This window comes from Bacillus sp. S71, from assembly GCF_016625265.1.
GTDB lineage: Bacteria > Bacillota > Bacilli > Bacillales > Bacillaceae_G > Bacillus_A > Bacillus_A cereus.
This window is the reverse complement of the sequence record NZ_JACVUW010000010.1, coordinates 16,911-37,080: the sequence shown is the minus strand read 5'-3', so window position 1 is coordinate 37,080 and position 20,170 is coordinate 16,911. Positions and strand designations below refer to the sequence as shown.

The window sequence follows — 20,170 nt, the reverse complement described above, 5'->3', positions numbered from 1 at the left end:
AAATTGTCATAATATTGAGATTTCAAATAAAGAACAGTACAATTCAAATACAATGAACACGCTTTCATATATACCTTTTATTACTAAGCAAGAGGAGGAATTAGTATGGCTCAAGCAAAATCTAACCGAGTCGCCGGCAATATCTTTAAAGGTTCTGTCGGTAATTTAATTGAATGGTACGACTGGTACGTTTACTCTGCTTTCGCCGTTTATTTTTCAGCAGAGTTCTTTCCTAAAGGAGATCCAACGAGTCAGTTACTGAACACAGCGGCTATTTTCGCAGTTGGATTTTTAATGCGCCCTATCGGCAGTTTATTAATGGGACGCTATGCAGATCGGCACGGACGCCGGGCGGCATTAACCCTCTCCATTACGGTTATGGCCGGTGGTTCTTTAATTATTGCCTGTACACCGAGTTACGAAAGTATCGGTATTATGGCTCCAATTATTTTAGTTCTTGCCCGTTTACTACAAGGATTATCACTTGGTGGAGAGTACGGAACTTCCGCAACGTATTTATCTGAAATGGCTAGTAGTGGACGCCGTGGTTTTTATTCAAGTTTCCAATATGTAACGCTCGTTGCTGGACAGATGGTTGCGTTAGGCGTTCAAATTGTTCTTCAGCAATTACTAAGCGAACCAGATATGAAAGCTTGGGGATGGCGTATTCCATTCATTATTGGAGCGATGGGCGCAGTAGCTGTATTATGGCTTCGCCGCACGATGGATGAGTCGGAGCAGTTCTCAAACATAAAATCACAAAAACGCGAAAGCGCAGGAACCGTTCGTGCACTTATGAAACACCCGAAAGCAGTATTAACAGTAGTCGGCCTAACATTAGGAGGCACTGTTGCATTTTATACGTACACAACATATTTACAAAAGTTCATGGTAAACACAGTCGGCCTTCCGAAAGAAGTTGTAAGCTGGATTAACTTTGTCGCACTACTTATTTTCGTCGTACTTCAACCGATTGCAGGGCTACTATCCGATAAAATTGGACGCCGCCCACTATTAATGGCATTCGGTATTCTCGGAACATTACTAACAGCGCCGATCTTCTTCTTCATGGAAAAAACGACAGAACCAATCGTAGCATTTTTACTCATGATGGTCGGTCTCATTATCGTTACTGGTTACACTTCGATTAACGCAATTGTAAAAGCAGAACTCTTCCCAACTGAAATTCGCGCACTTGGCGTAGGTTTACCATATGCACTAACCGTTGCGATATTCGGCGGAACAGCTGAGTTCATCGCATTATGGCTAAAGAGTATCGGAATGGAATCACTCTTCTACTTCTACGTAGCTGGATGTATCGCGATCAGCTTTATTACGTATTGGCGTATGGATGAGTCATCTAAAACTTCGCAGATTGAGGCGGAGCTTGGTGGTGGGGATAGTTTAGTTAATAATAAGTCTAGTTAAAATTTATGTATTCTATGTTCTTCGTTTCTCTGAACTCGATTTACTTTATCTAAGAAGGCATAATTCATTAATATATAATTTAAAAACCTTTGGATATTGGTTCTATAAACAAAAGATATGGCGATGGTGCAAGAAATACTCAATTATAGCACCCTACAAATTACACTTAAATATATTGGTATTAATAAGGTAGAAAAAGACAATATACTAGATACACTTTGTATTTAATTCAATACATATTTCTAATAATATCCCCAGTAAGTACTCATGAACCTAAAATATATTGAAATTAATAAAAAACTAAAATAGCATCAAGAACTTGCAGATTTACAATATTAAATATCTATCAATATGATTTATTCTATTGATAGATATTTAATTAATTTTACATTTCAGCTAAGGCTTACAAGTATCTCGTATGACTTATCTCAAAATCCTTATTGATGTTAAATTTATTCATTTTTAAGACTAGAAACAAATTAATATAGTAAATTCACATTTTAGGGGTACTATCCCATCACCATCAAGCTAATATTTTAAAGTACTCCCAAAATAAAATTGTTAGCTCTCTACAGTTATTTATGTGAATTCAGCTCATTTTTTTATTTTGGGTGAAAATTATGTTTTAACTTGATAGCAATGTGGTGCTGCCCCTATTAGGCAAATTCGACAAAGAAAAGACACCCAAAGGTGCCTTCCTCCGACTTAAACCATCTTAATTTTATTGTGTTGTTATTATATAAGAAAAGAAGACATCGCCTAAGATGTCTTCTTTTACTTGTACACTTGGTGTTAAGAAGGTATTTATTGCTTAAAAACCATAAAAAAATATAACAATCATCGAGTAAACCTATTATAGCATCAATAAATAGAGTTTTTATATGAATTTTTACATATATATAGATTTATTTATGTTTTATATATATAGTTAAATTGTCTGTTTCTTGTTTTAATTCGTTTGTTTATTTTGAGTGCTCCAGCAATGGAGCCTTTTTTTATGCAATAAAACATTTTCTTAGCATTACTTAGTTGATCTATATTAACTTTACCCTCTTAATTATATCTATATTTTACCAAATAATTATATAGATAACCAGTTTTTTCTAATAATTTAGCGGATTGATAATTTTAATGTTAGTTGTTAATACTTATAGAAAAATTCATCATGCAATGAAAATTGAGAAATCAAGAATTATAAAAAACTTATAGTATTTTTGGGAAAAGTATATTTATAATTTGTATATTAATATGTTATAATTTAATTTCTAAAACTACCAAAAAAGGACTGCCAGTAATGGTGGTCTTTTTTATACTGGTGAGATTGTACTAGGTTGAGCAAAAAAATGGAACTGAAAAAGTTATTTCTAATGAGGATAGCCTTCTTATGATGAAGTTTAATTCAGTGAATCTGCAAGCAAACATAAAAGAAGGAAAAAATTACGATTTTACTTTACATGGATATAGAGTACCTACACTTTCATGGTTTCCAAATTTAGATGGTGCCGAACCACAAAATTAGCACTATTCTTTAATAAAAAATCCGAATCATTTTTTAATGAGTCGGATTTTTTATTAAAGAGCTATTTCGTATTAATTTGTGTCATCATTTAATATGCTATTTTTAAATGATTTCCAAATTTGATAACTAATTATCTAAATTCTATACAGCACTATCAATTAAACAATTATTAAATATATCTTCTATCTAAAACATCGTATTATCATTAGCTGCTTCACTTGGAATCTCTTGAATTACATCCCAGTGTTCGACAATCTTTCCATCCTGGATACGAAATATATCCACTATAGCAACTCCCTTATCTTGAGAATTAGTACGAGAGTGTACATGAAGAGCAACTGTATCCCCTTCAGCTACTACACGTTTAATCTCTGCAGAGGAATTAGGATTTTTAACAAAATCCTCCTTAAAGAAATCCATGAAGGCTTTTCGTCCATCAGCAACAAAAGGATTATGTTGCTTATAATCTTCGCTAACATATTTAGGGATAATATCGATATTATGTTTGTTAAAAACTTCATTATAGAAATCAACTACCATCTTTTTATTCTTTTCATTTTCTTTCACTTCTTTTGATACAGAAGCAACATTCTCGCTCTTTATTGCGTTCCCTTTGTTATTACCGGTGGAAGCTTGATATACCAAAGTCGAAACTACTCCTAAAATAAATACAGAAATAATTGTTATGATTAAACTTTTCTCTAATTTCATATATACCTACCTCTTCTACTTAAATAAGTTTTCTTCTATAAAAAGTTTGAAGAAGGAGAAACCTTCCCCAAAATGTAATGTCAGGGGTAATGTTAGGAATTTCATTTATCCTAACCTCCCCCTATACAAGGCATATTAGAAACGATTAACTCTAACTTAATACCTCATTAACAGTTGCACTGTCCACAATTTGAATAAACTTCTTAACCTTATCGTTCTCATCAAACTTATAAAGATGACAAAAATCTGCTACAAATGACTTACCTGTAGCTTTATATGTTCCACTATATTTTCCATACACAATAACAGTATTGTTATTAAAAGTATAAATTTCATCTTTAGCGCTATAGTCATCCCATTCCGTGCCAAGACGTTCATGTACGTTTTTCACTACTTCATCTGGACCTATATAAGTACCTGCATATGGAAACCCAGCAGCTTCTGTCCAAGATACATTTTCACTTAAATACGTTTTGAACGCATCCAATTTCCCTTCGCCAGTTAACACATACGTTTCATGTAATAGTTTTTGATATTTATTCATATCATTAACCCCAAGGCATTTCTTTTGTTACAACTTTTGCACTTAATTCTAATACACCTTTATTTGCATAGCCTGGATATGCTGCTTCAAGTTTTGCCACAAAATCTTTTGAAGTTCCACTTTCCTCAGAAGCTTGAACCGCAGTTCTTAGATAATCCATTGTCGCAGTAAGTGCTTGATTATTTAGGGATTTTTCGATTGATCCATGGCTAGGTACAATTATGTCAGCATGTAATGCTTGTAACACTTTCAAGTTCTCAATCCACGCCTCCATTGCCGCTTTTGAGCTAGTATCCGCTAAGAATACATGTATTTCGTTAAATACATCAATACCACCAATTAATACTTTCAGCTCTTTATTAAATAAGCTAGTTCTGTAATGATCTAAGCCTACTAGTTCAAATGTTAACCCCTGAAAATCAATCGCTTTTTCTTTAAACACTTGAGGTAATACCACGTTACTTGGCGCATTTTCTCCAAGGGCGTCTTTCCAAACTTTTAATTTCCCTAAGACAGAATGAACGATATGTTCAACAGTAGACTCCGTAGCATACGCTATAGCTTCTGGGTAAACGGCTTTAATGCTCTCCAATCCAAAGTAGTAGTCTGGATCCCCATGAATAATAAAGATTTTATCTAGAGATAAGTTGTTTTTTTTCAGATACTCAACAATTTCTTTCGAATCAGATTGAGTAAATTTTGAGTTTATTAAAAATGCATGTCCTGCTTTCTCAACTAATGTTGCTGTGACCATAAAGCTTTTTTCATCCGAACTAAACACCGTTAATTTCACATCTTGTTGATTTGTATCGATTGTTTTAAACATAGTATGTTATTCTCCTTTTGTTAAAGTTATTAACTAATTATCATATTTTTATCTTGTTCCGATAAAGTGAAACTTTAATCAGTGGGGGTTTTGTTCATCCCCCACTGATTATTAGCCCACACCAATCGGACTTTTACGGACAGTTGATCCCCCACCTAACTTCTTTGCTTCCACTGAATTTTGAGGTGGGGGTCTTACTGCCCGTTAAAGCGGGATAAAATCTCCCACTCCCATTCATCTGAAAGTGTAATAGTACTGGCGAATATTCCGGAGATGAATGTCAGGTGGCCTAAGATAACATGTTTGCTACTATATCCTAAATTTTCTTAATATAAATTTTTAAAACGCGCTTCAATTTTATCCGGCGTCATTACGCCACCACCAATAGGAATAATTTGATTATCCTTTTGTAAAAGTAAGGAAGGATAGCTATTAACACCAAGCTGTCGAACTTTATTGAAATCATTTTGGACATCTATTATTGTTTCTTGAGCGTTTAAACGTTCTAATACTTGTTCAGGGTCCAAACCATGCTCGATTGCAATTTTGCGATATGTTTCAGGATCACTCAGACTTTGGCCCTCATAATAAAACGCTTTTTGCATAGCCGAAGTGAATTCTAATAAACGGTCTGGTGCTAATGAGCGTAAAGCTGAAAAGCCAATTGCAGCATCTTTCGAATTCATTTTAAAAGTCCCTTCCTCCACCAATTTTTGATATGAAGGACCAAATTCAGCACCTGTAAGTTGATTAATTCTTTTATTTCCTTCTTCTATATATGAGAAGTTTTTCATTGGTAAATTATCTAAAAATAACCCTCCACATAAAACCGTTAATGGCACTTCAGTGTGGTTTTTGTAAAATCCTTTAATACTTTCTGAAAAACCATAGCACCATCCACAATATGCATCCCATACGTAAATAAGGTTATCTTGTTTCGTCTCCATTTAAATCTCCTACCTTTTTTTTATTATCCAGCTCAACTAAATTTTTGGTTTATATAAGTACATCTTTTTATACCTTGTTCTTTTTTAGATACCTTACTATATTTCCCCAAAACTAATATTTCCAAAGAAAGATCCACCAAGGTTTTTAACAAAAGATAACGTTGCACCTTATTGCCCCGTAACAGAAAATACTAAAGCTTAGAATATGCATTGATTTGAATGTGTTAGTAAATTTCTACACCGGGTGGCAACGTATGGACCACCATCCTTAATTAAATATATAAATCATATTTTTAGCAGATATTAGTTGTAACTAAATTGATTACATCTTTATGTAACTATTTTAGTTACAACTAATATAGAAGTCAATTCTTTTTTTCGAAAACATTAAATTTCTACATTAATCTACAACCAATCCCACTCTTTAAAACAATATATCAACGATTATTCGATTATATCGATCGTAACTCCGAATATATCAACGTTTCGACACAACATATCGATTTACCGACAAATTTCGAGCGCGTTATCTCCTAAACTAACAACCAATCCCACATCACGTTCACCTACAAAGAAAAAAAGCACCAGGTCCCCCTAGTGCTCTCCCTCTAAAACAAATGACAAGCCACCTCATGCCCCTTCGCAATCTCCACCATTTTCGGTACTTCCTGCGCGCATTTTTCAGTAGCGAATTTGCAGCGCGTTCTGAATTTGCAGCCGGATGGTGAGTTTAGTGGGCTTGGTACTTCTCCCTCTAGGATGATCCGTTCTTTGCCAGTGTTTGTTGGATCTGCTTCTGGCATAGATGAGAGTAGTGCTTGTGTGTATGGATGTGCCGGTTTTGTGTATAGGTCTTCACTATCGGCAATTTCTACTATGTTTCCTAGGTACATGACTCCGATTCTATCTGAGATGTGCCTTACCATCGATAGGTCATGTGCGATGAATAAGTATGTGACTCCTGTTTCTTCTTGAATGTCTTGCAGCATGTTTACGACTTGTGCTTGGACTGAGACATCGAGTGCTGAGATTGGTTCGTCACATAGGATAAAGTCTGGTTTTACAGATAGTGCGCGCGCGATGCTAATGCGCTGGCGCTGGCCTCCACTAAATTCGTGCGGGTAGCGATATAAGTGTTCTTCTTTTAATCCTACCTTTTTCAGAAGGTCTAAAATGATTTCTTTTTGTTCTTCTTTTTCGTAAGATCCGTGAATGTTCATTGGCTCGCTAATAATTTGGAATACATTCATTGCCGGGTTTAATGATGCGTATGGATCTTGGAAAATAATTTGCATTCGTTTTCTATATTCTTTTAGTTCACTTTCTTTTAAACTTGCGATATCTTTTCCGTCGAATAAAACGTTACCTGAAGTGACATCGTGTAAACGAATGATGCTTCTTCCTGTCGTTGATTTTCCGCAACCTGATTCTCCTACTAACCCGAATGTTTCACCCTTTTTAATAGTGAAGCTTAAGTCATCGACTGCTTTTAATTGCTCTGTTTTCCTGCCAAATAGTCCTTTTTTAATAGGAAAATACTTTTTTAAGTTCCGAACTTCAATTAAGTTTTCTTCATGCATGGAAATCACCTACCGCCCTATCATTTAACCAACACATGGAACGTCTTTCGTTTCCGATTTCAAAATATGGCGGACGTTCTTTTTCACAAATGTCCATCGCATGCGGGCAACGCTCTGCGAATGGGCAACCTTGTGGCGGGTTTAATAAGTTTGGTGTTACACCTTGAATAGGAGCGAGTCTTTCTTTTACACCGTTCGATATTTTTGGCAGCGAATTTAATAGCCCTTTCGTATATGGATGATTCGGCGATTGGAAAATATCAAGTACAGGTCCTTCTTCCATAATAAGCCCGCCATACATAACGATGACGCGCGTACAGTTTTGCGCGACAATTCCTAAGTCATGCGTAATAAGAAGTAACGCCATATTCGTTTCGTTCTTTAAGTTTTTCATTAAATCTAGTATTTGTGCTTGTATCGTTACATCAAGTGCAGTCGTCGGCTCGTCCGCAATAAGAAGGTCAGGGTTGCAAGACATCGCCATTGCGATCATAACTCGCTGCTTCATACCACCGCTTAGTTCATGCGGATATTGTTTTACCCTTTCTTCTGGCGACGAAAGGCCGACTTGTTTTAACAAGTTAATCGCGATTTGCTCTGCTTCTTTCTTTTTCACTTTTTGATGCCTTATAATTACTTCCGTCATTTGTTTCCCAATTTTTACGACTGGATTTAGCGCTGACATTGGGTCTTGAGAGATAAGTGAAATTTGATTTCCTCTAATAGAACGCAATTCTTTTTCAGATTTAGAAAGTATGTTTTCATTATGAAAAAGGATTTCCCCTTCTTTCACTTTTCCTGGTGACGTAACGAGAGACATAACAGACTTCGCCATTACACTCTTCCCGCTTCCAGATTCCCCAACGATACCGACTACTTCTCCTTTATTTAAGCGAAATGTAACGCCGCGAACCGCTTCAACTTCGCCACTTTCTATGAAAAAAGAAGTCTTCAAATTTTTCACTTCTAGTAGTTTTTCAGACACGCTTCTCACTCCTTTCACTTAACACTTTAGTTTTCATGTCCGGCTCCTTTTGGTGCGAAAGCTTTCTTCAATGCTTCACCAATTACGTTAAAACTAAGTACCGTTAAAAGGATAAGGAATCCTGGGAATAGTGTTAAATACCAAGCTTCACCAATATATCCTTGCGCATTGTTTAGCATGCTGCCCCAAGAAGAATCTGGTTCTCTAATACCTAAACCTAAGAAACTAAGTGATGATTCCATTAAAATCGATGTCGCAATCGTTAATGTCGCGGCGATAATAATGGTTGATAAAATGTTAGGAATGATATGTCTTACAATAATCATAAGTGATTTTTGTCCTGATACTTTTGCGTATAAAACGTACTCACGCTCTTTTACAGATAACGTTTCTGCCCTTACAATACGGGCGGTGTCCATCCATGTTAGTAATCCGATAATAAGAACTAACGTCGTAATTCCTGGTTTTAAATACGCATTTAATAGTAGCATTAAAAAGAATGATGGAATTGACATAAGTACTTCAACAACTCGCATTAAAAAGTTGTCTAACTTTCCTCCAAAATATCCGCTAATTGTTCCGACTGCGGTCCCGATTGTAATAGAAACAACCATCGCAAGGAAACCGACCGCAAGTGAAACTCGTCCGCCATATAACGCTCTCGTTAAGTAATCCCTTCCGTAATCATCCGTTCCGAAAGGATGACTCATACTTGGTTCTTGTAAGCGATCTGGAATTGACATTTTGCTAGGATCGTACGGCGATACGAATGCGAAAATTGATGCGACCGTTAAAACCGCAAGTATAATAACTCCCATTGCAACAAACTTATTTTTTGTAAAGCTATGTTTTATCGTTTGAAATCTCCTATTATTCATTCCAAATCACCCCCTCATTCGAATGCGCGGATCTACTACGCCATATAAAATATCAGCAATTAAGTTACCGAGAATTAACATGAATGATGATAGTAATGTAATTGCCATGATAATCGGATAATCAAATCTAAAAATAGCATTTACCCCAAGTGAACCAAGACCCGGCCATGAGAATACTGTTTCCGTAATAAACGCTCCGCCTACTAAACTTGGAATCGATAATCCGAAAATTGTAATGATCGGTATTAATACATTTCGAAGTACGTGATTAAATAACACCGTTTTCTTTGAAGCGCCGTACGCATATTGAATTTGTACATATTCTTCTTCTAATTGCTGAATCGTACTTGAACGAATATATCTCATATAAACAGATACGTTTTGGAACGCTAGCACCATACAAGGTAAAATGCCGTGTTGCACAATATCCCAGACAGAATCTTTACCAACGGTGCGCATACCCATACTCGGAAGTAGGTTCAATTTTAAAGAGAATAAGTAGACTAATAGTAGTGCAAACCAGAAAACCGGCATAGAAATACCAACGTATGAAATAAAGTTTACAATGCGGTCAAAGAATGAATTCTTTTTCACACCTGTAAATAGTCCAAGTGGTATTGCAATTACGAATGAGACGAGTAAAGATGATCCCATTAATCCAATTGTTGCAGGTAATCTTTCTGTGATAAGTTCCAAAACAGGACGATGATTTTGAAGTGAGTAACCAAAGTTTCCTGTTAAAATGTTTTTTAACCATAAAAAATACTGCACGTAAATTGGTTGATCTAGTCCTAAACTTTTGCGAATACGCTCCACATCAATTGGACTCATGTTTGGCGTTACAAAGTTTCGAACCGGATCCCCCGGTGCTAGTTTTATTAATAGAAAAGAAATAATAGAAATAACAAATAAAAGCGGAATTGCATTTAAAAGCCTCTTCGCAATTACTTTATACACAAACTTCCCCCCTCAAGCTAAAGAAGCTGATTTCCACCAGCTTCTTTATTGTTTCTTATTTCACTTCATAAATCTTAGATAGATCTTCAAACATTGTGACAGGAATTGCTTTCGCTTCTTTTAATCCATCAAACTTTTTATCTACTGCAATAACTGCTTTCGGATACGCGATTGGTAGATAAGGTACGTCTTCTCTAGCTGTCTCTTGAATTTTATGGTATAGCTCTGCGCGTTTTGTTTTATCTGTCTCAACTGCAGCTTCTTCCCATAACTTATCGAAATCAGCGTTTTTATATCGTGCATAATTGTATTCAGCATTGCTTAAGAATAAGCTCTTATATGAATCTGGCTCAGGTCCCATTATGTAACCACCAAATGTAATGTCATATTCTTTATTCTCTTTATCTAAGCCTTTTTCACTTGCCGCACTAGCATCTAATGCATTTAGTTCAACTTCTAAGCCAACTTCTTTTAATTTTTGTTGTGTATATAACGCTAAGCTTTCCATAATTTTATTATTCGTTACATACATCACACGTACTTTTTCTTTATCTTTCACGCCAGCTTTTGCTAATAAATCTTTCGCTTCTTTTTTATCATACTTATAGTCTTTAATATCTTTCGCATAATACATAGCGTCTGGCGTTAAGATTGAATTTGCTGGTTCTGCAAACTCACCTGAAACGAATGCTGAGTTAATCATTTCTTTTTTATCTAACGCATGCGCAATTGCTTGGCGCACTTCTTTTTTCTTCATCAAATCTGTATTCATGTTATAAGATAAGTAGAATAATCTACCTTCAGGGAATGTCACCATTGAGAAGTTCCCAGTGCTATCTAATTTCTTAAAGTCTTGTGGCTCAATCATCTTCATGTTGATTTGACCATTTTGCAGTGAAACATTTGCTGTATTACGGTCTTTTACAACTCGGTATACGATAGAGTCTAATTTAGCTTTCCCACCTACATAATCATCAAATCGATCTAATGCAACGTACTCATCTGATTTATACTCTTTAAACTTAAACGGCCCTGATCCTACAGGCTGTAAGTTTTTCTTACTCTTCGCTAAATCTGCTTCCCCTTCAAATACATGTTTCGGAATTGGGAAGAAATCATTCATCACACCTTCGAAAGATGCGCTTACTTGTGGTAAAACGAATTGAGTTGTTAACTCATCTACCTTTTTCACCTCAAGCGGCTTTCCTTTAAAAATAAAGTTTTCACGACTTGAGCTATTTTGCTTCTCATCCAAAATAGATTGGAATGTAAATGCTATATCGTCTGATGTAATTTTCTTACCATCATGCCATTTCAAATTATCTTTTAACTTCAGTGTCCAAGTTAATTGATCTTCTGAAGGCGTAAAGCTCTCAGCAAGAACAAACTTTTTCTTACCGTTTTCCATATGATATAGCGGCGCATATAAAGCTTGCTGCACAGTTAATGACACACGATCATTCGCATAAAGCGGATTCATCGTATCTGGATTATCGCTAACACCAATCGTTAACGTTCCTCCGTCTTTCGGAGTCCCTGATTTACTAGTGCCCGCTTGCTTCGAATCTTTTTCCCCTGAACAAGCAGCTAATGCAATAAATAATAGTAGGACAAATGGTAATACAAACAACTTCTTCTTCATATTTCGACCCCTCTCGACTATTTACACCTATAAGAAAACTCGGAATTAATACCGAGTTTTCTTATAGGTTTTAAATTACCACTACCCGTATGTATTGTCAAACTTTTTCGCAAAGGTAGAAAGTTTGTAATCTATTAATGCATTCTTGCAATAAACTATATTTATGCGGAGGAGAAAATAAAAAGACCACGAATAAGTAGCCTCATAAAATGAGTTAAAAAACTATCAACTTACAGAAAATCCCTCTAAAATGATTGTTTTATATGATCGAAAATGTAGAATGAAATTAAAGACAAAAAACACATTTAGGAGGTTATCATGACATTTGATGAATTGAAAAAAAATAAACCAACAACCTCATGGGTTGAGTATGATGAAGATGGGGAATTTTTTACTGAAGAAAATATAAGTGCAACAAATACAGTTCTTGACACTTACATTAACAATTTACAGCGATTAGGAGAGAATCCAACCGAAGTCGAAGTAATGCAAGTTGTTAAAGAGGTAGTTATTAAATTAAATGAATTAAATATCGAACATGACCATTTTATCGAAACAATGGAAAGAGAAGATCTCTATGAATTTATCGATACAGCAGCACGAATAGCTGGCTTAGAATCCGAGGAAGATATAACAGAAGAATGGCGTGAATGGTAAAAAGTTGCATCTCTAATAATTAGAGGTGCAACTTTTTCATATACCAATTGAATGAATGATTTGATGTCCGCACAGAATTCATACATTTCAACATAATATTAAAAGGATTCAATTATAAATACTAGCACACCCACATCAACAAAAAAGACCACCAAAAGGCAGTCTCAAAACTCAATCTTATTCCCTACTCCGCGCTCCACCGCTCTCTCATACAAATACTTCGCAACGATAATATCCACTACTGCTAAACCAACTGATTTGAAAATAGTAATTTCTTCATCATTTTCGCGTCCAGCTTTTTCTTTGCTTATAATTTGACCAAGTTCAGCGTGAATGGCGTTTGCTTTGAATAGACCTTCTTTTATCGGAACTTGAAGGTCTCCTGTTTCGTCTAGTGCTGCTTCTTTTGATTCGACTACTACTTTGTTTGCTTTAGCTATGGCATGTGAGGGTAGTTCTTGCATGCTCGGTCTGAATGAGCCGACGGCGTTTACGTGGACGCCTTTTTGTAGTGTTTCTGAGAAGACTGGTGTGGTTGCGTTCGTAGTTGTGACGATGATGTCTGCTTCACGTATTGCTTCATTTGGATCCCTGTAAACGTAAGCAGGTTTACCAAATTTCTCTTGTATATGTTGCGCAAATGCATACGCTTTTTCTTCTGTGCGATTGTATAAAATGACTTTTTCGATATCTCTAACCGCAAATATCGCTTCGGCCATTCCCTTCGCTTGTTCACCCGTTCCGATAATGCATAAAGTTTTTGCGTTATGACGAGCTAAATATTTTGTCGCTACTCCTGATAAGGCGCCTGTTCGGATCATCGTTAAGTATGATCCTTCTAAAAGTGCGAGCGGTTCTCCCGTTTGAAAGTCTGATAGCATCACAATCCCGTTGATCGTTTTCTTTCCTACCTGTTTATTTTGCGGGACTACCGTTACTATTTTTACTCCAAGTGCTTCAAGTCCTTCCGCTACTGAAGGCATAATTAATGCCGTATTTCGCTCGTTCGCAAATGGTAATGAGCCTCTTATTGGTGTAATCGTTCTTTCTGCGGAAAATTCTTTTAAAGCAAGCGCCGCGTATTCAATAACTTCATTCATATTTACTAAGTTTCTTTGTTCGTTCGCGCTTATAACTAGCATATCTTTCCACCCCCTTCTTCTATCCTATCAAAAACCCTCGGTTCAAATCATCTCTCGGATCTACAACGAACTGATGAAACCCTGTAATAAATGCATGCCCCGTTACTTTCGGAACGACAGCTTCATATGTACCTACCGCTGTTACCGACAATACTTCTCCCTCGAATTTCCCATCAGTAATGCATTCGTGGACGAAGATTTCTCCCTTTTGTAAGGCATCTTTTTCAAAAAGAGTTGCGATTCTCGCTGAAGTTCCTGTACCGCAAGGAGAACGGTCTACTTGCCCATCAGCAAAAATCGTTACATTTCGTAGCGTAGCACCTTTGTCTTTCGGTTCATCTGAAAAGATAACGCCGTATATTCCTTTCAATCCTTCTTCAAGTGGATGTTTCACTTCCATTTTGCTCTCTATATAATGTTTAATTTTACCGCCCCACGTTTGAATAGCGGGCAAGTCTTTAAAATCAACTTTCAAACCAAATTCTTTACAGTCTACAACAGCGTAAAATGCTCCTCCAAACGCGATATCTACTTGAAATTCATAGTTATCTATTTTAATAGGAACGTCTTTTTTGTATACAAATGAAGGAACATTTTCAAATGATACAGATTCTACTTCACTCCCGTTATATTTTGCATACGCAATAACTTCTCCGGCTGGGCTATCAATAATGAACTTTTGTTTTTCACCCTTTACTTCAAACATGCCTGTTTCAATTCCAACTGTAATGACAGCAATAATGCCATGACCACACATCGTACTCCATCCTTCATTGTGCATAAATAAAACACCAAAATCAGCGTGGGCACTTGCTGGCGGTGTAATGATACAACCGTACATTCCGTGATGCCCTCTCGGTTCATACATCAGAATTTCACGAAGGTAATCCAAATGTTCCATACAGTATGCGCGTCTTTCCAGCTGCGTTTCCCCTTTTATTTCTGGCACGCCGCCCGTAATAATTCGAAGCGGCTCCCCAGCTACGTGCGCATCAATCGTTGTATATATTTTACTAACCTTCATTTCTATCTCTCCCCTATACGTTGATACTATTTCCAACGCAAGTATCATGCCAAATCGTATAGCATTACTTTTTTCAAATCCCCTCAGTAATGTGTATTCTTTTTTCAACAAATTCATATACAACTGTCTACTTTTTTATACACGGCTTGGATGTTACGTTATAAAACACCTCGATAACTTTGCAATTCCTCTCGTACACACATGTAGGATTCCTTTTACCATTATTATTTTCAATGTAAAGTTACTTCGTCCCCCAACATATACTGTTCAAAAGCAAAAAGGAAGTGATCCCATGTATTACGGAACAAAGGGCTGGTACGTAGCTGAACTAAAAAAATTAGGTGTGCGCTATCATGAAGGAAGAAAACTAGAAAGTTACCGCGGACACATATTACGCAATTTATTAATCGCACAACAAGAAAAATTAAAAGAACAGTAACATTCTAATGTAACGCTATCGACGATTCTCGGAATATATCGGCGATTTGCCATGGAATATCGACTTACCGACAAATTCCGCTAATTCATCTATCTACACCACCAACCAATCACACATCAAACTACAATAGAAAAAGGTCACCCAAACGGGTGACCTTTCTCTTTCTATTCACAAACAAGAATTTGTCTAGTAAATGATCCTTTTCTTGTAATACAGCGATCTGTAATTTCAAATCCTGCTTCATGGATCATGTCATCCATTGTTTCCATCGTGACAACGACTACTTTTTTCGCGATGCGGCGCGCACTTGAAAGAATGGAGAGCTGGTCTTCTGGTGTGGCATGCGTAAATAAGTCGTACGGCATATCGATAATGGCAACGTCATAGTTCTCAGTAATTTCCTCGATTGGTCCTTTTGTGACTGTTCCTTCAAATCCGAAATGTGCGATATTTTTTCTTGTTCCAAGAACTACAAGTGGATTTATATCTCTACCAACGATGTTAATCCCCATAGAAAGTGCTTCTACTACTACTGTTCCAATACCGCAGCACGGGTCAATTGCTCGTACTCCATCTGGATTTGGTACAGCGATATTTGCAACTGATCTCGCAACACGTGTGCTAAGAGATGTCGAATAACTATGCGGTTTTTTTATGTGATGATACCAAACTGGTTCGCTTTCTACATAGTGCCCGAAGTACCAGCGTCCTCCAAGAGGAACAATCCCGAATACACGCTCTGGATTACGAACATCCGCTTCTCCTTCAATATGCATGCCAAGGTCTCGTTCAATAAGACGTCTTTCTCCATATTCAATTTTATTTTCTCCAACGAGGTCATTGATTTTAACAAAGATAACTTTAAACGACGCCCCCGCTAAATCAATTTGTTCCACTTGTTTTAAAATGCTTTCTAAGTCGTCCCCTTCATACATAACCTCAACGCGCTCTTTCATAAACGCACTTCTACTCGGGTCAATTTTGACATCACTTTTTAAAATATTAACGTGGGACTCCATTCCAAAGAACGAGCGCATTTCCAAGTAACATAAAGCACGCTCCTCCTCACGAAATGCATACGTATATATACAGGCAGGTGTTTTACTATGATTATTCAATCTATTATCATCCTCTATCGTTTAAAATTGTTATGATTACAATTACTCAAATACTTTTTTGTATATAAAATTAAATGATATCATATGCCGGAAATAAAGAGAAACGTTAATAAATAAAAGAGACTGCCAATGGCAATCTCTTATTATTTATTAACGGAAAGAAGACACGTTGTTACCCATTTCTTCATAGTAATCTAAAATACCTTGATAAATAGCTTCCGCTGCATTTTGTCTTTGCGCTGGTGTAGCTATTTTATCTGCATCACTTTTATTATCTACAAATGCTAATTCTGCTAATACAGCTGGCATTGTATTTTCTCTAATTACGTATAAATCGCCTTTTTTCACACCACGATCTTTTGTTCCCAGTGCATCTACAAGACGCTCTTGAATTTTTTCTGCTAGTAAACGACTTTCTGATACGTTAGGATTTGTTCCTCTTGCTGTCGCTGATTCATAGTAGAATGTTTCTGTACCTTGTCCATTTTTCTCTTCCGTGCCATTACCATGAATACTTACAAAAATATCCCCATTATTTTTTTGAGCAAATTCTACACGTTTCTTTAAAGAATCAGAAGCACTTGTTCCTGGACGTGTATCATCTGTACGAGTGAATAACACAGTAAATGGTGTCTTTTTCTCAAATATTTTCTGTAATCGTAATGATACATCTAATACAGTTTCACTTTCTTTCTCATAATAACCTGGATTACCTGAATCTGCTCCACCATGACCTGGATCAATAATAATCGCTTTTCCTTCTAAGAAATTCCCTTGCTTCACTGGATTTAATTGATTTTTATTAACCCATTGGAAACCAGCGCCCATGCGGATACGAATCCAGCTGCCGTTCTCTTCAATAACAGTTACTTGCTGTGCGTTATGTGTTCCCATTACTTTTGATGAAGAAGAAGCTTCTGCATAAGTAGTGAATCCTTCATTAATAACTTCTGTTTTCTCTACTAAAGGTGTCCATTTATCACCGTTACTTGTTGCAATTTTGATCCATCCATCTCGTTCTTCTTTAATTTCAACCGTTTGTGGGTTATGCTGATTCGCACTAATCCCAGAACTTAATGATGGTGCGTGATATGTAATGAATTTTCTATCTATGTACATTTTCTTTGTTTCTACTGGACGATCACTATTCTTGCTAAATTTATCTGTTTGCGCAGTAAGCTGAGCTGCTTGTTCACGCGTAATAGAATCATTCGGTTTCCAGCCATTCTCTGTACCTAAAGAAAGTTTTAATTCTACTAAAATATTAACTTCTTCTTTACCCCAATGATTCTCTAAATCAGCGAATTTTGTAGGAACTGGTCCTGTTACTTTGCTTTTCAGATTATATGCTCTTACAAGCATAGCTGCCATTTCAGCACGAGTTACTTTTCCTTCAGGATCAAATACTCCTGGTTCTCGCCCTTTAATAATATTCTCTTTTTCCATGGCTGCAATAAATGAAGCTGCCCAATTATTTTTTGCATCATTATAAGACGGCTTTGCATTCGGATCTACTTTAGCACCAATTGCTGTTGCGATAATCTTTGCTGCCTGGGCACGTGTTAAATTTCCGTATGGCATAAAGTTACCATCTGGCATACCGTTAATTACATTTCTCTCTACTAAATAATAAATTGCGTCTTTCGACCACGCACTATCTGAAACATCAGGAAATTTCTTCGTTTCTGCTAAACTACTAATTGGATGTGCTAGTAAATTTGCTGCTAATAAACCTGCGGCTATTGCTTTGTACTTCATGAAAAATAAATCTCCTCTCAAAACTTCATATTCATACATTTTTTTAATCAAGCTAACTAAAAAATATTAACTATTAATTAATTCCTTTCATAGTGTATAACATTATATATCTATAGTAAATACGTTTCCGGCCTTATAACAAAAATCGCATATATATAACTTATAATGAATGTATATAAAATAAAACTTTAATCAGCCCACAAATAGCGGGATAAAAAAACGATTAGGACATGTCTCCTAATCGCTTCGCCAAATAAAAAGCTGATTAAAAATAATATTTTTAATCAGCTCTCTATTATCTATGAAATTATTCTTCAATTAAATTAGACATTACATATGCATACACTAATGCTTCTGTATGCGCAATAGAACTTTCATGTGTACGTTCAAATGCGTGAGAAGAATCAATACCCGCTCCAATTAAAGCGTGTTTCACATCAAATCCCGCGCGAATCGCAGCTGATGCATCAGATCCGTAGTACGGATAAATATCTACTTTATATTCAATATGATTCGTTTTCGCAAGCTCTACTAAATGTTTACGCAGTGCGTAATGATACGGGCCGCTAGAGTCTTTTGCACAAATAGATACTGTATATTCATCAGATGTTTGTCCATCACCTAACGCTCCCATATCAACTGCTAAGTATTCAACAGTTTCTTCTGGAATATTAGAGTTACCACCGTATCCAATCTCTTCATTATTAGAAATTAAGAAATGCGTCGTATATGGTAATGTTACGTTTTCATCTTGTAATCTTTTAATTAATTTTAATAAAATCGCAACACTTACTTTGTCATCTAAATGACGTGATTTTATGTATCCACTCTCTGTAATTTGAACGCGCGGATCAAATGAAACGAAGTCTCCTACTTCAATTCCCAATTCGCGTACTTCATCAGCTGAAAATACGCGCTCATCAATACGAACTTCAATATTTTTCTCATCGCGTTTTGCTTCACCTGCATCTTTATATACATGTACAGATGTTTGATGCATTAAAATCGTTCCTGTATATGTCTTGCCACTTGCTGTTTCAATTTCGCAATATTCCCCTTCTACAGAGTTCCAGCGAAATCCACCAATCATAGAAAGACTCAGGCGACCATCAGGCTTAATTTCTTTCACCATCGCACCTAACGTATCAACGTGTGCCGTTAATAAGCGGTGCTGCGCATCATTCTTCCCTTTTACCGTTAAAATAAGAGCTCCCTTATTATTACGTTTCGTTTCTACGTTCCACTCACTGACATAGTTTTCAATGAAATTAATAATTTTTGCTGTATTTCCAGATGGACTCGGAATAGAGACAAGCTCCTTAATCAGTTCCATCGTTTCTTTCGTATGATGTGCCATTGTCGTTTCCTCCTCATTTTCTCTACTATTCAGTATACAAAATTCGCCAGAAAACCTCTACTTATATAGCTTAATTTTCTAAATTGTAGTAAAATTCTTTTTAGTATACAAAAGGAGTCCTGAAATATGAATATATCAAAAAAATATATACACATTGCACTCATTTGGTTTTTAGCATCATTATTTTGTTTACAAATCTCTTATGCCATTCATACTACTACTTCTATTACAATCGGCTGGATATTAACAGCTATCTTCTTCATTATTAGCTTCATTGCAACAAGAAAGCATAGCGTTACTCAGTAACGCTATGCTTTTCCTATAAAACTATTCTTCTGAAACATCTAATAAATAAATACCTCTTTCAAATCCACCGCGCTCTATCTCTTTTTGCTTACGAAGGCGTTCCACATCTTCAATCGATGCACCTTCCGCACGTGCTAATGAAATGATTACTTCTAGTGCATCCGCAAGAGAATCTAGCGCATGTTCGCGTTCTTTCATAGAAGCAAATTCACGAATTTCTTCCGTTCCAATTTTCGCTAAAGCCTGTATGTATGCTTGACCTGTTAATTTTTGTGCTGTATACGTTTTTCCAGACATTAAAATCTTCTCTGGAACACGATCTCTTACTAACTTGTTATATGCTGACATCATT

The 20,170-nt window shown here is 36.2% G+C and carries 20 protein-coding genes and 1 pseudogene; 6 read left to right on the top strand and 15 right to left on the bottom strand.

Translation table 11 applies throughout. From position 1 onward, the window contains the following. Positions 1–105 precede the first annotated feature (105 nt). The 3 genes and pseudogenes from IBT51_RS20015 to IBT51_RS27245 all read left to right on the top strand — a co-directional run bounded on the left by IBT51_RS20015 (position 106) and on the right by IBT51_RS27245 (position 2,947). Complete coding sequence (locus tag IBT51_RS20015) at positions 106–1,428, top strand: MFS transporter (RefSeq protein ID WP_053565133.1); 1,323 nt, start codon at positions 106–108, stop codon at positions 1,426–1,428. Between the two features lie 85 nt (positions 1,429–1,513). Further along, positions 1,514–1,656, top strand: a pseudogene (locus IBT51_RS20010) (tyrosine-type recombinase/integrase); the annotation flags it as partial. Positions 1,657–2,815: 1,159 nt separating this feature from the next. Beyond that, positions 2,816–2,947: a hypothetical protein gene (locus IBT51_RS27245; RefSeq protein ID WP_267911580.1), complete on the top strand. Its 132-nt coding sequence runs from the start codon at positions 2,816–2,818 to the stop codon at positions 2,945–2,947. Positions 2,948–3,133: 186 nt separating this feature from the next. Here IBT51_RS27245 and IBT51_RS20005 read toward each other — a convergent pair whose 3' ends face one another. The 9 genes from IBT51_RS20005 to IBT51_RS19965 all read right to left on the bottom strand — a co-directional run bounded on the left by IBT51_RS20005 (position 3,134) and on the right by IBT51_RS19965 (position 12,017). Beyond that, complete coding sequence (locus IBT51_RS20005; RefSeq protein WP_200458655.1) at positions 3,134–3,658, bottom strand: nuclear transport factor 2 family protein; 525 nt, start codon at positions 3,656–3,658, stop codon at positions 3,134–3,136. A 151-nt stretch (positions 3,659–3,809) separates the two neighbouring features. Continuing rightward, on the bottom strand, positions 3,810–4,202 hold the full coding sequence (locus IBT51_RS20000) for a nuclear transport factor 2 family protein (protein ID WP_001046367.1): 393 nt from the start codon (positions 4,200–4,202) through the stop codon (positions 3,810–3,812). A gap of 4 nt (positions 4,203–4,206) precedes the next feature. Beyond that, a complete protein-coding gene (locus tag IBT51_RS19995) occupies positions 4,207–5,028 on the bottom strand; it encodes an MBL fold metallo-hydrolase (RefSeq protein WP_088025015.1) in 822 nt (273 codons plus the stop codon). 326 nt (positions 5,029–5,354) lie between these two features. Next, entirely contained in the window at positions 5,355–5,975 is a 621-nt protein-coding gene (locus IBT51_RS19990; RefSeq protein WP_000448622.1) for a DsbA family protein, read from the bottom strand. A gap of 608 nt (positions 5,976–6,583) precedes the next feature. Further along, on the bottom strand, positions 6,584–7,555 hold the full coding sequence (locus IBT51_RS19985; RefSeq protein ID WP_200458656.1) for an ABC transporter ATP-binding protein: 972 nt from the start codon (positions 7,553–7,555) through the stop codon (positions 6,584–6,586). After that, complete coding sequence (locus tag IBT51_RS19980) at positions 7,548–8,540, bottom strand: ABC transporter ATP-binding protein (protein WP_098300307.1); 993 nt, start codon at positions 8,538–8,540, stop codon at positions 7,548–7,550. Before IBT51_RS19980 ends, IBT51_RS19985 begins: the two co-directional genes overlap by 8 nt. 26 nt (positions 8,541–8,566) lie before the next feature. Then, positions 8,567–9,418 carry an ABC transporter permease gene (locus tag IBT51_RS19975; protein ID WP_001065285.1) on the bottom strand — a complete coding sequence of 284 codons (852 nt, stop codon included), beginning with the start codon at positions 9,416–9,418 and terminating at the stop codon, positions 8,567–8,569. 6 nt (positions 9,419–9,424) lie between these two features. After that, positions 9,425–10,375, bottom strand: a complete 951-nt coding sequence (locus IBT51_RS19970) for an ABC transporter permease (RefSeq protein WP_000278778.1) — start codon at positions 10,373–10,375, stop codon at positions 9,425–9,427. Between the two features lie 55 nt (positions 10,376–10,430). After that, positions 10,431–12,017: an ABC transporter substrate-binding protein gene (locus tag IBT51_RS19965; RefSeq protein WP_200458657.1), complete on the bottom strand. Its 1,587-nt coding sequence runs from the start codon at positions 12,015–12,017 to the stop codon at positions 10,431–10,433. Positions 12,018–12,335: 318 nt separating this feature from the next. On the opposite strand from IBT51_RS19965, the gene IBT51_RS19960 reads away from it, so the two are divergent. Continuing rightward, a complete protein-coding gene (locus tag IBT51_RS19960; protein ID WP_000141782.1) occupies positions 12,336–12,674 on the top strand; it encodes a hypothetical protein in 339 nt (112 codons plus the stop codon). Between the two features lie 164 nt (positions 12,675–12,838). Here the strand turns inward: IBT51_RS19960 and IBT51_RS19955 are convergent, their stop codons facing one another. Both IBT51_RS19955 and IBT51_RS19950 read right to left on the bottom strand, forming a co-directional pair. Continuing rightward, a complete protein-coding gene (locus IBT51_RS19955; RefSeq protein WP_200458658.1) occupies positions 12,839–13,816 on the bottom strand; it encodes an ornithine cyclodeaminase family protein in 978 nt (325 codons plus the stop codon). A gap of 19 nt (positions 13,817–13,835) precedes the next feature. Beyond that, complete coding sequence (locus IBT51_RS19950) at positions 13,836–14,840, bottom strand: proline racemase family protein (RefSeq protein WP_078400891.1); 1,005 nt, start codon at positions 14,838–14,840, stop codon at positions 13,836–13,838. Between the two features lie 208 nt (positions 14,841–15,048). Here IBT51_RS19950 and IBT51_RS19945 point away from each other — a divergent pair, with 208 nt between their 5' ends. After that, the gene (locus IBT51_RS19945; protein WP_100910561.1) at positions 15,049–15,279 is read left to right on the top strand and encodes a YflJ family protein; all 231 of its coding nucleotides are present in this window, start codon (positions 15,049–15,051) and stop codon (positions 15,277–15,279) included. A gap of 164 nt (positions 15,280–15,443) precedes the next feature. Here IBT51_RS19945 and IBT51_RS19940 read toward each other — a convergent pair whose 3' ends face one another. The 3 genes from IBT51_RS19940 to IBT51_RS19930 all read right to left on the bottom strand — a co-directional run bounded on the left by IBT51_RS19940 (position 15,444) and on the right by IBT51_RS19930 (position 19,512). Then, complete coding sequence (locus IBT51_RS19940) at positions 15,444–16,397, bottom strand: TRM11 family SAM-dependent methyltransferase (RefSeq protein ID WP_200458659.1); 954 nt, start codon at positions 16,395–16,397, stop codon at positions 15,444–15,446. A gap of 150 nt (positions 16,398–16,547) precedes the next feature. Beyond that, a complete protein-coding gene (locus tag IBT51_RS19935) occupies positions 16,548–18,155 on the bottom strand; it encodes an N-acetylmuramoyl-L-alanine amidase (protein ID WP_000875328.1) in 1,608 nt (535 codons plus the stop codon). Positions 18,156–18,462: 307 nt separating this feature from the next. After that, the gene (locus tag IBT51_RS19930; RefSeq protein WP_053565141.1) at positions 18,463–19,512 is read right to left on the bottom strand and encodes a M42 family metallopeptidase; all 1,050 of its coding nucleotides are present in this window, start codon (positions 19,510–19,512) and stop codon (positions 18,463–18,465) included. Between the two features lie 126 nt (positions 19,513–19,638). Here IBT51_RS19930 and IBT51_RS19925 point away from each other — a divergent pair, with 126 nt between their 5' ends. Beyond that, a complete protein-coding gene (locus tag IBT51_RS19925) occupies positions 19,639–19,818 on the top strand; it encodes a hypothetical protein (protein ID WP_001027085.1) in 180 nt (59 codons plus the stop codon). Positions 19,819–19,839: 21 nt separating this feature from the next. Here the strand turns inward: IBT51_RS19925 and IBT51_RS19920 are convergent, their stop codons facing one another. Next, entirely contained in the window at positions 19,840–20,166 is a 327-nt protein-coding gene (locus IBT51_RS19920; protein WP_001277350.1) for a nucleoside triphosphate pyrophosphohydrolase, read from the bottom strand. Positions 20,167–20,170: the final 4 nt, after the last annotated feature.

What these genes read in the sequence shown, in the direction of transcription:
- IBT51_RS20015 (WP_053565133.1), top strand. Translation starts at nt 106, where the DNA reads ATGGCTCAAGCAAAATCTAACCGAGTCGCCGGCAATATCTTTAAAGGT.
- IBT51_RS27245 (WP_267911580.1), top strand. Translation starts at nt 2,816, where the DNA reads ATGAAGTTTAATTCAGTGAATCTGCAAGCAAACATAAAAGAAGGAAAA.
- IBT51_RS20005 (WP_200458655.1), bottom strand. Translation starts at nt 3,658, where the DNA reads ATGAAATTAGAGAAAAGTTTAATCATAACAATTATTTCTGTATTTATT.
- IBT51_RS20000 (WP_001046367.1), bottom strand. Translation starts at nt 4,202, where the DNA reads ATGAATAAATATCAAAAACTATTACATGAAACGTATGTGTTAACTGGC.
- IBT51_RS19995 (WP_088025015.1), bottom strand. Translation starts at nt 5,028, where the DNA reads ATGTTTAAAACAATCGATACAAATCAACAAGATGTGAAATTAACGGTG.
- IBT51_RS19990 (WP_000448622.1), bottom strand. Translation starts at nt 5,975, where the DNA reads ATGGAGACGAAACAAGATAACCTTATTTACGTATGGGATGCATATTGT.
- IBT51_RS19985 (WP_200458656.1), bottom strand. Translation starts at nt 7,555, where the DNA reads ATGCATGAAGAAAACTTAATTGAAGTTCGGAACTTAAAAAAGTATTTT.
- IBT51_RS19975 (WP_001065285.1), bottom strand. Translation starts at nt 9,418, where the DNA reads ATGAATAATAGGAGATTTCAAACGATAAAACATAGCTTTACAAAAAAT.
- IBT51_RS19965 (WP_200458657.1), bottom strand. Translation starts at nt 12,017, where the DNA reads ATGAAGAAGAAGTTGTTTGTATTACCATTTGTCCTACTATTATTTATT.
- IBT51_RS19960 (WP_000141782.1), top strand. Translation starts at nt 12,336, where the DNA reads ATGACATTTGATGAATTGAAAAAAAATAAACCAACAACCTCATGGGTT.
- IBT51_RS19955 (WP_200458658.1), bottom strand. Translation starts at nt 13,816, where the DNA reads ATGCTAGTTATAAGCGCGAACGAACAAAGAAACTTAGTAAATATGAAT.
- IBT51_RS19950 (WP_078400891.1), bottom strand. Translation starts at nt 14,840, where the DNA reads ATGAAGGTTAGTAAAATATATACAACGATTGATGCGCACGTAGCTGGG.
- IBT51_RS19935 (WP_000875328.1), bottom strand. Translation starts at nt 18,155, where the DNA reads ATGAAGTACAAAGCAATAGCCGCAGGTTTATTAGCAGCAAATTTACTA.
- IBT51_RS19930 (WP_053565141.1), bottom strand. Translation starts at nt 19,512, where the DNA reads ATGGCACATCATACGAAAGAAACGATGGAACTGATTAAGGAGCTTGTC.
- IBT51_RS19925 (WP_001027085.1), top strand. Translation starts at nt 19,639, where the DNA reads ATGAATATATCAAAAAAATATATACACATTGCACTCATTTGGTTTTTA.
- IBT51_RS19920 (WP_001277350.1), bottom strand. Translation starts at nt 20,166, where the DNA reads ATGTCAGCATATAACAAGTTAGTAAGAGATCGTGTTCCAGAGAAGATT.